A 12,383-nucleotide genomic window follows, 5' to 3' on the forward strand; every position below is an offset into this window, starting at 1 on the left:
GGCGGGAGGCCTTTTGTTAACTCACAGGACAGGAGGCGTCTGATTGATCATCAGACGAGAACGGCATGAATCATGCAATCACAAGCTCTTTTCGTTTTCCACGCCCAAGCCGGTCGACCCGGCACATATCACCGAGATCCAGAGCAAGCCTGCGTGGAGCATTGGTAGCTCAGCTACCGGCGGATCGGCATCCAAGACGTATCGTTTTCGAGAGCAAGCTGGAGCAGCGCGTTCTTCATCTGTTGCTGGCACGGCCTGATATCAAGGATATCTGGGACCAGCCGCCTGCTATCACTTATCGCGCTGAAGACGGACGGGAAAAGCGTCACGTCTTCGATTATCTTGCAACGTTCACGAGTGGGCGACGGGTCGCGATCGTCGTTAAGCCCGCTCATCGTGCCGCGAGACCAAGTTTCCGAAACGAGTTCCAATTAATCCGGGCCTCGACGAACGTCGCGTTTGCCCACGATGTTATTCTGGTCACAGACCAATCGTTTAACCCGGCCGACGCACGCAACGCAGCCCGGCTCCACGAATTTCGGCGTGTCTCCGATCCAGAAGCAGATACCTGCGTCCGGAACATCATTGCGACCCTTATAGGTGAGACGACGATCGCTGAAGTAGTTTCCAGCAGTGGTCTGGGTGGGCGCGGCTTTCGTGCCGTTTTCCGTGCGATCTATTCCGGCATCGTCCAAGCACTCGATGATGGGGATATCGAGACGACGACCCGTATAGCCAGGGGGATTGCGTAATGACTATCCGTTTCAGGCTCTCTCAAACTGACTGCATCAGTATTAACGGAGCCGATCATTTTCTCCACAGCCAGGATGAGAACGGTGTCAGGCTTTGGCGCGTCGACGATGGTGCGGCTTGTATATCTTTCACTCACGACCAATTGGTCAGTCTGATCGCATCACCAGAGGTTAGATATAAGCGAGGTTTCTTCTCGTCCGGACAAGCGGCCCTCCGGCTGCGGTGCGATCATCAATATCTCAATACCCTCAATCCGGACAAACGTACGGAGTTGCTGTGGAAGGCAGCATATTGCCAAGCTTTTTTAGAGGTAGAGGCCAAGGGTGACGCTTGCCGGACAGAAGAGTCCATACATTCCGCTCTTCCCCAGATGTCGGTACTGGTCAATGCCAGAGAAACAGAACGGCAGACCGCCGAACGAACGAACCTGGCTGCTGTAAAAGTTACACACCGCCTTCCTCCCTCCGCATCGACCCTGCGAAAATGGATCCGCAAGTTCGAAGCATGTGGGCATAGTCCGCTCGGCTTCTTGCGCAAGAGGCACAACGTTCCGACGTACACCCGAAAATTTTCTGTGGAGGCGGATAGGCTCCTCGCGAATTGCACCTCTGGTTATCTCTCCCGCAACGAACCGACTGTGAAGGAGATCATCAAAGAAACTCAGGGTGAGTTCAAAGAGGCGAACAGGGCCCGCGCAACAGTTGGTCTTTCGCCTTTCCAGATACCTTCCGGTCGCACCATTCGTCGCCGGATTGCTGCATTCGATCCGTTCGAAGTTGTCGCTCAAAGAAAGGGAGTAGAGGCCGCAAAGCGGAAATTCTCGTTCTATGAGAATGGTGTTGCTGCCAGCCATCCGCTCGAGCGCATCGAGATGGACGAGTGGCAGATCGACGTGGCTTCACTTTTCGGCAACTCGGGCACCCTTGATTCTTTGAAACCACAGGATCGGGCTCGGTTCGAAGTGGGCAGGCGATGGGCCTATGTTGCAATCGATTGCGCCACGCGATGCATCCTGTCGTTTCGGATCGCCGCCAATCCTTCAGCCGAAGACGCGATACGCGCTCTGGAATTGATTACATTGGATAAAACGCCAATCGCACAAGCCGCCGACTGCGATTCCCCGTGGAATTATTGTGGTGGCATTGGCTCCATTGTTACCGATCAGGGTTCAGCGTTCAGTTCTATTGAGTTTCGCACGGCGGTAACGGATCTGGGCGCCACATATGAAGCGCCGCCAGCCGGCGTACCAAAACTTCGTTCAACAATAGAACGTGTTTTCAGGACATTTGGCCAACAGCTGGCTCCAATGTTGATTGGACGCACCTTTTCAAACCCTCAGGAACGCGGCGACTATCCATCAGAGCAGTGGGCGTCACTGACGGACGATGAGCTTGCTGCAATATTCACCGTATTCATTGTCGACATCTATCACAACACGCCTCATTCGGGCCTCAAGGGCGAAACGCCTGCGAATGCCTGGAAGCGCCTTAATGCAGAGCAAGGAGTTACCACGCCACCCGACGCGAACAGCCGGCGCGTAGTTTTCGGTATCCCTCTGACCAGAAAAATCAGCAGGCATGGCATTCTGGCCCTGGGAATTCACTACACTTGCCCCGAGCTTCAGAAGGCACTGCTGACCGGCCATCCTCGCGAGATTCAGGTCAGGATGGATCCTCACGATCTAACCTTCATATCGGTTTGCCTCAACGAGAACTGGCACCCTGCCGAGGCAGTGCCGAAGGTCGTATGGGGGTTATCCCTCGCTGAATGGCAGGCGATCGTGCATGATCTGCGGACCAAACACCGCAATGAAGCTGTTCTGACAGAAGAGGTTATTCAGCGGGCCCGCGATAGGATCAGGGCGATCGATCAGCGCGCCAGAGATTTGATGCGCATACAGCCGACTACGCTGACTCCTGCTGATCTCAAGCGATACGAGCACGACCTGTACCTCGGGTTGCGGATTAAACCAGCTACCGAGCTATCCAGCGAACCGCCGGCTCAGATCGATGACCTACTTCGCGATCCGAGCCATGAGCAGTCTGAATCTCCGGCCAACGACGAGTCCAACTCGCCCATGCCTCGAGACAAAAAGCCTTGGGAGCTATCCGATGACTGACCGACAGACAGAAATTGCACGCCGGGTGCTCACGCTACGGCAGATTTTTGCTCACCATGACGCATACCAGCAGGCGCAGGAGCAGTTTCAACTGCTCCTCGACCGACGTCGCGCGGAGCTCGCAGCTGGCGTCGTAATGGAAACACGAGGCCTTGCAATCATCGGAGCCTCAGGATCCGGAAAAACCACCGCCGTTTCCCGGATTTTCACACATACACCAAGGCTGATTATCAAGGATCCCGAAAGTCCGCGCAGGGACGCTGTCAGTTGTCAGGTTTCCTCGCCGGCAACCCTTAAATTTGTGGGGCAAACAGTTTTGGAGGCGTTGGGATATCCGCTGCGACGGAACAAAACCGAAATGATCATCTGGGCAATGGTCAAGCAACAAATGCAGGCTCAGCGAACGCTCTTCCTGCATTTGGATGAAGCCCAGGATCTGTTGCGCCATCAAACCCCGAAGGGATTGCAATCGGTCGTGCGGACCTTGAAGTCTCTTATGCAGAATGGGGACTGGCCAGTGAGCATCATTTTGTCGGGCATGCCCGAATTGAAGGAACTGCTCAATCATGATCCTCAACTCGGCCGACGGTTCTTCCCGATAGAGTTTCCCAAGCTTCATCCGGATATTGACGGCGACAATGCGATCCAAATGACTGCGTCTTATGCTGATCGGGCTGGCTTGGGCGTAAGCGATCACTTTGACAATCGTTTTGCCGCACGGCTCATTCATGCTGCGGACAGCGAATTCGGCCTAATCATCGAGCTTGTCATCGGAGCGATAGAGGAAGCTCTTCTTTCTGACGCCAGAATCTTGGAAGCAAAACATTTTTCCTACAATTTTCGACGTCGATCGGGCTGTGTGAATGCACTAAATCCATTCATCGCAGAGGATTTCGAGCGGATCGATACACGACTGCTCTTGCAAGCCGAGGTGTTGCCATGAGCGCGCGGTCATTAGCCCTGACCTGCGATCTTGCAGAGCGGGAGACGCCAACATCTTTTGCGGCTCGCCTCGCGATCAGGAACATGTCAGGCGGCGCACAAGAATTTTGTCGAGATATGGGGTTGGACTGGAAGGCCCTGATCCGTGGAGAGACAACAGAAATTTTCCGCTTGGCTGGTTTAGCGAGAGCAGATGAAACCGCCTTGCAACGAAATGCATTCAAGATACTCAGCCATGGACATCTTCGAATAGGTTGTGAGGAGGTAAGAGCCGCGTCTCTGCTTCGTGCGCAAATCCGCGTCTGTCCGATGTGTTTGGTCGAACGGGTCGCAGCTGATGGTTTCGTCGGAGCCTACCGTCCTACTGACTGGCAGTTTTTGTCGATCCGGACCTGCGCGTGTCATGGAGTTCCGTTGACACGGCTCCCATCTGAACCCGCCCCAGTGCAGAACTACGACTTCGGCTTCATCGTTCAGAAGAACTGGGCAAAGATCAAGGAAACAGCGCCAAAAGTCCCCCGATGGAAACCGTCAAACTTGGAAATCTATCTCCGAAAACGGATTAGCGGCTGGAAGGGCCAACGCTGGATCGACCAAATGCCATTATCAATCATCGCCAAGGCTGCAGAAGTTCTCGGAGCCAGAGTGGAGTTTGGACCCGATGTCACCGCAAATGCCATTGGCGAGGAACAATGGCACCACGCGGGGAACTGCGGGTTCGATATTCTACATAACGGACCCGAGTGCCTTCAGCGTGCTCTATTCGATCTGATGGGTAAATTTGAAGGAGGAAGCGGATTTCATAACCGCGACCTTGGCATTTTTTACATATGGCTGAACCGTGCCCGTCGCTACCCGGGTATTGAAACCATAAAGAATCTCGTACTCGATCACATCGTGCAGAATTACCCGCTTGAGCCCGGCGTAATGGTTCTCGGCCAGCGTATTGAACGACCACGTTGCGTCACCTGGACAAATGCAAGGCGCAGGCTTGGCGTTCGGCGGGAACGGATGACCTATCTGGTTGGCGATTTGACAGGCTCCGCAAACACCCCCGGAAACAAGCCAATGAATCTGACTTCTCTGCAGATCGATGCCTTGCAGGCGAAGATGAACGACATGATCTCCATAACCAACGCAGAGAAAATTCTAGGCTGCGAATACGAATTGGTCGTGCGCTTCGTGGAGAGCGGAATGTTAAGCCGTTGGGGGGAAGCTTCGACAAGGCCCTATCTTTCCAGAGCGGAAGTTGAAGCGCTAGTTGCTCCCGTTCGAACGCTGGATGGCGCAAGCGACACGCTGAATTTAAAGCCCATGGAGAGGATTTGCGTAATCACTAAGGCAAGAGCCCACGAAATCTATAAATGTTTTCTGGAAGGCAGACTCAAAACTGCCTTTCGTGACAAGACAAAGGCCGGGCTTCGGTCATTACTGCTGGACCCTATGGAGGTGAAGTGCAGCCTTCCGGTTCACGATAAAACTGACCCGGCGATGCTGGACGTAGCGGCGACGTTAAAAACGAACACCAAGACCCTTCGTTATCTCGCACAACTTGGTGAGCTCCGAATTTATCGGGCACGCGATGCCACCACGCGATGTCTGCAAAGCTACGTGGGTGAAGATGAGCTTCGGCAATTCCAAGCAAAATTCATGACCATCGGCGAGGTGGGCGATTTTTTTGACATGCATTCGGGGCCGCTATCCGTCAAGCTCGATGCCTTGGGACTTCGCCCGAGACGAGTGCCTGCGCGCGTTAGTCGGATTTATCAGCGAGCAGACATCGAGCGACTCTCAACTTCATATTGGCGAAAGCTTTGAAAGCAAACCTGAATAGTCGCGCGTGCGGTCGCTAGGCACCCGGCTCGTACTCAACTCCGAGACAGTGGATCATCCGCGCTACGCCGCAATCGAGGGAAAAAGACATGGCTACTCTGACTATCCGAAACGTTCCTACCTCCGTGCATTCCAGCCTTCGCCGCATAGCCAAGAAGCATCACCGCAGCCTTGAGGCCGAAATTCGGGCCATTCTTACCTCCATCGCAGCCACCGAAATGGGTCAAGGGCTCGGGCAGCAACTTCATGCCCAGTTTTCTGACGTCTACGGTGACGAACTTTCAGAATTGCGGGATCAGTCGCCGGTGGAAGGAGCAGTCTTCAAATGATTATTCTCGATACCGATGTCATTGCGGAAATGCAGAAAGTTGATCCAGACCCAAACGTCATAGCCTGGCTCGACACTCTCGATTCAACGACGACCTATATCACCGCCATCACCGTGACCGAACTGCTCCTCAGAATTGAAAGGCTACCTTCAGGGAAACGTCGGACGGCTCTGGCTGAAACTGTCGACAGGGTTATTAATAGCGATTTCAAGGCCCGCATCCTGGCATTTGATGTGACGTCCGCTTCAATTTTCGGACACCTGGTCGCCGCTGCAGAAGGTTCCGGGTTCGCAGTCGGCTTCTCAAACGGGGCGGTCGCCGCCATTGCTCGAGCTAACAAATTCTGCACCGTCGCAACCCGCAATGAAACGGCGTTTGCTGCAATGCGGATCGAAACGATCAATCCTTGGGCCGGGCGGGTGCAACTGCCAGCTTGATCAATTGACATTGCCGGGTTTGTCCAAGCTACGCGGTGATGTAACGTAGGCTAGACGCTTGGAGCTGCTCAAATGGCACTGCATATTCGCAATCCGGAGGCCGATAGGCTTGCACGAGAGCTTGCGCGCATTGATCGCACAAGCATCACCGATGCTGTGATCGTCGCTCTTCGAGAAACCATCCGCAACCGGATAGGCCAGAAAGCGCCATGGGAGACAGCACAAAAGATTCTTGCCAAACATGGCCAATCTTTCCCGCAAGATCGAAAGCCCGTTCCTCCAGAAGCCTATCACGAGCTTGATCACGATCTGACGGATGACGAATAGTTTTCGTCAACAGGCACCGCTGTGCCAAAAATCCTGATGCCAAAAACCTGTTGTGAGGTACGCCTTTTCCGGATCGCGAACGCCTTAATTATTTCAAGGGCAAAATCTCGTGGCAAAAAGGGCAAAATATCTGAAACCAGTTAAATTTGACATGTTTGTTTTCAATGACTTAGAATAACCTCAAGGGCCAAAATTCGTGTCACTCGACACAAAACAATTCAGTGATTTGTTTCGACGCATGACGAAAATGTTCATGCGCTGCTTTGCATATTTCCCGAATTAACTGATCCCGACCTCGTGACGTTTTTTCTCTCTCCGCTATATGTGGGTCGACGTATCGGCATCACATTTCTGCAGTGGAATTTTTCTTATGAAGCATCACGCGCTTGTCTGGCTGCGTAACGATCTTCGAATCAATGACAATCCCGCGCTGGATGCTGCCGCAGAAACAGGTGGCCATATCACAGCGGTTTATATTCACGAGACTATCGAAGCAGTTCGCGCACCGGGCGGCGCGGCGCGGTGGTGGTTGGATCAAAGTCTGGAAGCGTTAAGAAAACAACTGGCTGACCGCAGCATCGAACTCGTTATTGAGACGGGTGACCCGAGGGATATCCTCCCTCAATTGCTCACAAAATTGGCCGTCACCGAGTTGTTCTGGAACCGTCGCTACGCACCGGCGGAACGCGAACTCGATGCAGAATTGAAGGCACAGTTCAAAGAAAACGGCACGCGTGTAACATCCCTTCCCGGCAATCTTCTCCTCGAACCCTGGGAGCTGAAAACGGGTAGCAATGCGCCGTATCAGGTCTTTACGCCATTTGCGAAAGCCCTGCGCCAGCATCATGTGCCCCGGCCGCTTCCGCGAAGGCGATGGGACATCAAACCCATGCAAGACGTCCGCCCATCGCACGATAAGCCTGCATGGTCAAAAAAACTGAATGGTCTTTGGGCCATTGGAGAAGATGCGGCGCGCGACTGCCTGACACGTTTTTTGAAGGACACGCTATTGACTTACGCCGGGGATCGCGATGTTCCCGGCACCGAGGGAACATCGAGACTTTCGCCTCATCTCAGGTTCGGTGAAATCAGCGCCCGTCAGGCGTGGTATGCCACGTTGGCGTTTATGGACGAGCATCATTCGGCACGTGCAGGCGGCGAAAAATTCCTGTCCGAGTTGATCTGGCGCGATTTTAACTATCACCAGCTCTTTCACCGTCCGGACATCAGCCGATACGATATGCGTGACACACTGTCCGGCATAGAATGGCGCAACGATCCAATTGCATTTAAAGCATGGCGTCGCGGACTGACGGGCTTTCCCATTATCGATGCTGGCATGCGTCAGCTTTGGGCGACGGGTTGGATGCACAACCGTGTGCGCATGCTGGTTGCATCTTTTCTTACCAAGAATCTGCTTATTGATTGGCGGAAGGGCGAGGAATGGTTCTGGGACACGCTCGTGGACGGCGATGTCGCCAGCAATCCGGGAAGCTGGCAATGGGTGGCAGGCTGCGGCATGGATGCAGCGCCCTATTTTCGGGTGTTCAATCCTATATTGCAGGGCGAAAAATTCGATGCCGAGGGACGATACGTCCGGCATTGGGTGCCAGAGCTATCCGGCCTGCCGAACAAATGGCTGCACAAGCCGTTTGAGGCACCCAAGGATGTGCTGGCCAGCGCTGGAATTGCGTTGGGCAGTACCTATCCCAAACCAATCATTGACTTGCAGGCCTCACAACGCGAGGCCCGCAAACGGCTCAACAGCCAGCCGTGATCAACGCGAATCCAGTCCACCATTCTCAACGATAAACTCGATGATTTCGGGGACGCCCTTGCCGCGATGGAGGTCGGTGAAACCGAATGGACGCTTGCCGCGCATGCGTGCCGCATCGCCTTGCATAATATCGAGATCGACATGAACGTGAGGGGCAAGATCGCTCTTGTTGATCACAAGAAAATCTGACCGCGTGATACCCGGACCGCCTTTGCGCGGAATTTCTTCGCCCTGACAAACAGAGATGACATAAAGCGTCAGGTCCGCCAGATCAGGTGAGAATGTGGCTGCGAGATTGTCACCGCCGGATTCGATGAAGACGATTTCCAGATCGGGAAATCGCCGGTTCATTTCGGCAATTGCCTGCAGATTGATGGAGGCATCCTCGCGGATTGCCGTATGCGGGCACCCACCCGTTTCGACGCCCATGATCCGGTCTTCTGACAAAGCCTGAGAACGCGCCAGAATGAGAGCGTCTTCCTGCGTGTAGATATCATTGGTAATCACGGCGACCGAGTATTTATCGCGCAGCGCTTTGCAAAGCTTTTCGGTCAGCGTCGTCTTTCCTGATCCCACCGGTCCACCGATACCGATACGCAAGGGTCCGTTTTTCTGTGTCATGTGCGAAAGAGCCTCGAATGTTGGGTTTCGTGTTTCATGGCCATGATATCGCTAATGTAAGTCGCGGAACCAAGGTCACTCAATGAAGTTTTTTCTATTCGCGCCGCTGTTTCGGCGAGAACCGGTTCCAAGTCTGACATTGTTGCAGTCACGCCGTTCTGCCCCATGACCGAAAGACGGATGGATGCCTGCAAAAGATTGATACAGAAGGCTTGCAGAAAGGCGGCGAGTGTCAATCCAAGCGATACTCTGTTGCCGCCCGCTACAGCACCGACTGCCACCGGATAGGGACAATCGGCTGGCAGGCGGTCGAAAACGGAGTTGGGCCAGCTTCGGGCTGCAGCCAGAAACGCCTCGCCCTGCAGCATCGTCTCCATATGACGTTCGCGCGAACCGGCCAGTGCTTCGGCCAGTTCTGCAACTTCGACAAGATCGCCTTCGGCAACCGCACGCCGCCAGCTTTCCGCGCAAAGCACGGCATCGTTCCAGCCGGAGCCACGTGTTACAAGCCAGCGCAGCCAATCGCCCATCGTGGCCGTGTCTGCGACATAGCCGTCATGGACGGCCCGCTCCAGCCCATGACTATAGCTGAACGATCCCACCGGAAAGACGGGCGACAGCCAGGCCATCAGCCGCAGCAAAGCGGTGGTGGTATCAGTCGTGGTGGTGGTGATTATGTTCATGATCGTGTTCGTGATGACCATGATGATGATGATGATGATCGTGGTCATGCCCATGGTCATGATGCGAATGGCCGCCGGAATAAGCACCGCGTAGCGGACTGAAAATAGCCGTGACATCCGTAACCGTCGCACCGAGCCCCTCAAGCATCGCCTTTATGACATGGTCGCGAAGAATGAAGATGCGATCACTCTCGATCTGAGCCGCAAGGTGGCGGTTGCCGATATGCCAGGCGAGTTCGGCAATATGCAGCGGATCACGCCCGCAGATTTCGTAAAGTTCCTCGCTTGCGGCGCGGATTTCGATCTCGCGTCCGTCATCGAGGACGAGCCGATCGCCGTGTTCGAGCACGATTGGCTCTGCAAAATCAACGAGCACCTTCTCGCCGCCTTCCAGAACGATGGCCTTGCGCCGCAAATGACGTTCATCGCGTTCGAGAACGGCGTGGCCCGCAGGCACAGCATCGATCACCTTATCTGCACGAATAATGGCAGTGGCACGAAACATTTGTTTGCCTTTCAAGATCAAAACATGAAGTAGCGTTGCGCCATTGGCACGACGTCGACGGGCTCGCAGGTCAGAAGTTCGCCATCCGCGCGCACCTCATAGGTTTCCGGATCAACTTCCATTTGCGGCATCGCATTGTTGAGGATCATGGAATGCTTGCCGATGCCACCTCTGGTATTGGCCACGGCAATCATCTGCTTGTCCACCCCAATCTTCTCTCGAAGCCCTTCATCCATTGCGGCCTGCGAAACGAAGGTAATGGATGTATTGGTGCGGGCTTTCCCGAATGAGCCGAACATCGGGCGGTAATGCATCGGCTGCGGCGTTGGAATCGAGCCATTCGGATCCCCCATCGGCGCGGTGGCAATCCAGCCGCCGAGCAGCACCATTTCCGGCTTGATGCCGAAGAAAGCAGGGTTCCACAAAACGAGATCGGCGCGCTTGCCGACTTCCACCGAACCGATTTCATGCGCCATGCCATGGGCGATAGCAGGGTTGATGGTGTATTTCGCAATGTAGCGACGCGCCCGGTAATTGTCATTGCCCGGCTTGTCTTCGGGAAGACTGCCGCGCTGCTTCTTCATCTTGTCCGCGGTCTGCCAACAGCGAATAATCATTTCGCCGACACGGCCCATCGCCTGGCTGTCGGAGGAAATGATGGAGAACGCCCCCATATCGTGCAGGATGTCTTCTGCCGCGATGGTTTCCTTGCGGATACGGCTTTCTGCAAAGGCAATATCTTCCGGGATTGCCGGGGACAAATGATGGCACACCATCAGCATGTCGAGATGCTCTGCAATCGTATTGACCGTGTAGGGCCGGGTCGGGTTTGTCGACGCTGGCAACACGTTCGGATACTGACACACGCGAATAATATCCGGAGCATGTCCGCCACCGGCGCCCTCCGTATGGAAGGAATGGATCGTGCGCCCCTTGAAGGCGTTGAGCGTGTCTTCGACGAAGCCGCCTTCGTTCAGCGTATCGGTGTGGATCGCAACCTGAACATCGAACCGATCTGCAACCGAAAGGCAATTGTCGATTGCGGCCGGTGTCGAACCCCAGTCTTCATGCAGCTTCAAACCGCAGGCACCGGCGCGGATCATTTCTTCCAATGCGCCGGGCAGCGAGGCGTTTCCCTTGCCGAACACACCGATATTCATCGGCAGCCCGTCGAACGACTGGATGAGGCGAGCTATATGCCACGGCCCCGGCGTGCAGGTGGTCGCAAGCGTGCCATGGGCCGGGCCGGTGCCACCACCCACCATGCAGGTGATGCCCGCATTGAGTGCTTCATCCACCTGTTGCGGCGAGATGAAATGGATATGCGTGTCGATACCGCCCGCAGTGAGTATTTTGCCCTCGCCTGCAATGATTTCGGTGCCGGGTCCGATGATGATCGAAACGCCGGGCTGCGTATCCGGATTTCCGGCCTTTCCGATCACCGCGATACGCCCGTCTCGCAGTCCCACATCGGCCTTGTAGATACCGGTATGATCGAGGATCAGGGCATTGGTAATAACCGTATCCATTGCGCCGTCGGCGCGGGACAATTGGCTTTGCCCCATACCGTCGCGGATAACCTTGCCTCCGCCGAACTTCACCTCTTCACCGTAGGTGGTAAGATCGCGTTCGACTTCGATAAAAAGTTCCGTATCGGCGAGGCGCACCTTATCGCCGACAGTAGGGCCGAACATCTGCGCATAGGTGGCGCGACTAATTCTGGCTGGCATGAAATGTCTCCGTCACCTGTTCTAAAGCTTTCCCATGACCATCTGGCGAAATCCGTAGATTTCGCGCTTGCCGCTCACGGGAACCAATGTCACGTCGCGCTCCTGGCCGGGCTCGAAGCGCACGGCAGTTCCTGCCGCTATATCCAGCCGCTGTCCGAGCGTCTTGTCGCGCTCAAAAGAAAGGGCCGCATTCACTTCGTAAAAATGAAAATGGCTGCCGACCTGGATGGGGCGGTCGCCAGTATTGGCGACCTTGATCGTGATGGTCGGCTGGCCCTGATTGAGTTCTATATCGCCGTCCTGCGTAATAATTTCGCCGGGGATCAT

Annotated in this window: 13 protein-coding genes; 8 read left to right on the plus strand and 5 right to left on the minus strand. The window is 54.8% G+C overall.

Annotated features, from left to right (window positions below):
• Positions 1–65: 65 nt before the first annotated feature.
• From ACYSN1_RS05635 to ACYSN1_RS05670, 8 genes are all read left to right on the plus strand, one after another.
• Positions 66–752 carry a PDDEXK family nuclease gene (locus ACYSN1_RS05635; RefSeq protein ID WP_461724764.1) on the plus strand — a complete coding sequence of 229 codons (687 nt, stop codon included), beginning with the start codon at positions 66–68 and terminating at the stop codon, positions 750–752.
• Positions 752–2,872, plus strand: coding sequence for a transposase (locus tag ACYSN1_RS05640; RefSeq protein ID WP_461724765.1), 2,121 nt, complete (start codon positions 752–754; stop codon positions 2,870–2,872). The genes ACYSN1_RS05635 and ACYSN1_RS05640 overlap by 1 nt, the downstream gene beginning before the upstream one ends.
• A complete protein-coding gene (locus ACYSN1_RS05645) occupies positions 2,865–3,815 on the plus strand; it encodes a TniB family NTP-binding protein (RefSeq protein ID WP_461724766.1) in 951 nt (316 codons plus the stop codon). Before ACYSN1_RS05640 ends, ACYSN1_RS05645 begins: the two co-directional genes overlap by 8 nt.
• Positions 3,812–5,632: a TniQ family protein gene (locus tag ACYSN1_RS05650; RefSeq protein ID WP_461724767.1), complete on the plus strand. Its 1,821-nt coding sequence runs from the start codon at positions 3,812–3,814 to the stop codon at positions 5,630–5,632. Before ACYSN1_RS05645 ends, ACYSN1_RS05650 begins: the two co-directional genes overlap by 4 nt.
• 104 nt (positions 5,633–5,736) lie before the next feature.
• A complete protein-coding gene (locus tag ACYSN1_RS05655) occupies positions 5,737–5,976 on the plus strand; it encodes a FitA-like ribbon-helix-helix domain-containing protein (RefSeq protein WP_461724768.1) in 240 nt (79 codons plus the stop codon).
• A complete protein-coding gene (locus ACYSN1_RS05660; RefSeq protein ID WP_461724769.1) occupies positions 5,973–6,413 on the plus strand; it encodes a PIN domain-containing protein in 441 nt (146 codons plus the stop codon). The genes ACYSN1_RS05655 and ACYSN1_RS05660 overlap by 4 nt, the downstream gene beginning before the upstream one ends.
• A 72-nt stretch (positions 6,414–6,485) precedes the next feature.
• The gene (locus ACYSN1_RS05665) at positions 6,486–6,740 is read left to right on the plus strand and encodes a type II toxin-antitoxin system VapB family antitoxin (protein WP_036577579.1); all 255 of its coding nucleotides are present in this window, start codon (positions 6,486–6,488) and stop codon (positions 6,738–6,740) included.
• Positions 6,741–7,110: 370 nt separating this feature from the next.
• The gene (locus tag ACYSN1_RS05670; protein ID WP_461724770.1) at positions 7,111–8,517 is read left to right on the plus strand and encodes a cryptochrome/photolyase family protein; all 1,407 of its coding nucleotides are present in this window, start codon (positions 7,111–7,113) and stop codon (positions 8,515–8,517) included.
• Here the strand turns inward: ACYSN1_RS05670 and ureG are convergent, their stop codons facing one another.
• The 5 genes from ureG to ACYSN1_RS05695 are packed head-to-tail and all read right to left on the minus strand — an operon-like array spanning position 8,518 to position 12,383.
• Positions 8,518–9,138, minus strand: a complete 621-nt coding sequence (gene ureG / locus ACYSN1_RS05675; protein ID WP_461724771.1) for an urease accessory protein UreG — start codon at positions 9,136–9,138, stop codon at positions 8,518–8,520.
• Positions 9,135–9,821, minus strand: a complete 687-nt coding sequence (locus ACYSN1_RS05680) for an urease accessory protein UreF (protein ID WP_461725285.1) — start codon at positions 9,819–9,821, stop codon at positions 9,135–9,137. Before ACYSN1_RS05680 ends, ureG begins: the two co-directional genes overlap by 4 nt.
• The gene (gene ureE / locus ACYSN1_RS05685; RefSeq protein WP_461724772.1) at positions 9,793–10,326 is read right to left on the minus strand and encodes an urease accessory protein UreE; all 534 of its coding nucleotides are present in this window, start codon (positions 10,324–10,326) and stop codon (positions 9,793–9,795) included. Before ureE ends, ACYSN1_RS05680 begins: the two co-directional genes overlap by 29 nt.
• 17 nt (positions 10,327–10,343) lie before the next feature.
• Positions 10,344–12,056 (minus strand): urease subunit alpha, encoded by a 1,713-nt coding sequence (ureC, locus tag ACYSN1_RS05690; RefSeq protein WP_461724773.1) that lies wholly within the window; start codon positions 12,054–12,056, stop codon positions 10,344–10,346.
• 21 nt (positions 12,057–12,077) lie between these two features.
• Positions 12,078–12,383: an urease subunit beta gene (locus ACYSN1_RS05695; RefSeq protein WP_461724774.1), complete on the minus strand. Its 306-nt coding sequence runs from the start codon at positions 12,381–12,383 to the stop codon at positions 12,078–12,080.

It is taken from the genome of Brucella sp. LJL56 (genome assembly GCF_054871705.1).

What these genes read in the sequence shown, in the direction of transcription:
- ACYSN1_RS05695 (WP_461724774.1), bottom strand. Translation starts at nt 12,383, where the DNA reads ATGATCCCCGGCGAAATTATTACGCAGGACGGCGATATAGAACTCAAT.
- ureE (WP_461724772.1), bottom strand. Translation starts at nt 10,326, where the DNA reads ATGTTTCGTGCCACTGCCATTATTCGTGCAGATAAGGTGATCGATGCT.
- ACYSN1_RS05640 (WP_461724765.1), top strand. Translation starts at nt 752, where the DNA reads ATGACTATCCGTTTCAGGCTCTCTCAAACTGACTGCATCAGTATTAAC.
- ACYSN1_RS05645 (WP_461724766.1), top strand. Translation starts at nt 2,865, where the DNA reads ATGACTGACCGACAGACAGAAATTGCACGCCGGGTGCTCACGCTACGG.
- ACYSN1_RS05660 (WP_461724769.1), top strand. Translation starts at nt 5,973, where the DNA reads ATGATTATTCTCGATACCGATGTCATTGCGGAAATGCAGAAAGTTGAT.
- ureC (WP_461724773.1), bottom strand. Translation starts at nt 12,056, where the DNA reads ATGCCAGCCAGAATTAGTCGCGCCACCTATGCGCAGATGTTCGGCCCT.
- ACYSN1_RS05655 (WP_461724768.1), top strand. Translation starts at nt 5,737, where the DNA reads ATGGCTACTCTGACTATCCGAAACGTTCCTACCTCCGTGCATTCCAGC.
- ACYSN1_RS05670 (WP_461724770.1), top strand. Translation starts at nt 7,111, where the DNA reads ATGAAGCATCACGCGCTTGTCTGGCTGCGTAACGATCTTCGAATCAAT.
- ACYSN1_RS05665 (WP_036577579.1), top strand. Translation starts at nt 6,486, where the DNA reads ATGGCACTGCATATTCGCAATCCGGAGGCCGATAGGCTTGCACGAGAG.
- ureG (WP_461724771.1), bottom strand. Translation starts at nt 9,138, where the DNA reads ATGACACAGAAAAACGGACCCTTGCGTATCGGTATCGGTGGACCGGTG.
- ACYSN1_RS05680 (WP_461725285.1), bottom strand. Translation starts at nt 9,821, where the DNA reads ATGAACATAATCACCACCACCACGACTGATACCACCACCGCTTTGCTG.
- ACYSN1_RS05650 (WP_461724767.1), top strand. Translation starts at nt 3,812, where the DNA reads ATGAGCGCGCGGTCATTAGCCCTGACCTGCGATCTTGCAGAGCGGGAG.
- ACYSN1_RS05635 (WP_461724764.1), top strand. Translation starts at nt 66, where the DNA reads ATGAATCATGCAATCACAAGCTCTTTTCGTTTTCCACGCCCAAGCCGG.